A 628-nucleotide genomic window follows, 5' to 3' on the forward strand; every position below is an offset into this window, starting at 1 on the left:
GGCCTCCTCGTCGGCGAGGAACGCGAAGACCAGGTCGCGTGGCGGCACGATGTTCTCGGCCTTGAAACGGCGGGCGATGGCCAGCATCATCCCGACCATGTCCTTCATGTCGACCGCGCCGCGCCCCCACACGTAGCCGTTCTCCACGGCCCCGGAGAACGGGTGCACGCTCCAGTCCGCCGGTTCGGCGGGCACCACGTCGAGGTGCCCGTGCAGCAGCAGCGCACCCCGGGACGGGTCGGCACCCGGCAGGCGGGCGAACACGTTGCCGCGGCCGGGAGCGCCCGATTCGACGTATTCGGTGGTGTAACCGACCTCCTCGAGCCGCGCCGCCACCCACATCGCGCAGTCCCGTTCCCCGCGGGTGGTGGCCAGGTCTCCGGTGTTGGAGGTGTCGAAGCGGATCAGCTGCGACACCAGGTCGACGACTTCGGCCTCGGCGCGGGATCCGTCGGCCGGCTGGGCGGGATTCGATGTTGTGGACACGGTCCCCTGTCTACCATCGATCTCGGCAAACCCGCAGGTGGGCGGGGCGATTTGGGCGCCGCGACGCGGTGGGTTACTCTTTCACAGCGCCCACGGACGTGGGAGCGCAGCAGGTCCGAGTGGCGGAATGGCAGACGCGCTA

Annotated in this window: 1 protein-coding gene; it reads right to left on the reverse strand. The window is 69.9% G+C overall.

Features of this window, described 5'->3' with window-relative positions:
• On the reverse strand, positions 1-486 hold a 486-nt coding region (locus OEY_RS0125115), incomplete at its 3' end, for a M20/M25/M40 family metallo-hydrolase (protein WP_010596497.1).
• Positions 487-628 lie beyond the last annotated feature (142 nt).

The sequence above is a fragment of the Rhodococcus sp. P14 genome (genome assembly GCF_000256505.1).
GTDB classification, from domain to species: domain Bacteria; phylum Actinomycetota; class Actinomycetes; order Mycobacteriales; family Mycobacteriaceae; genus Rhodococcus; species Rhodococcus ruber.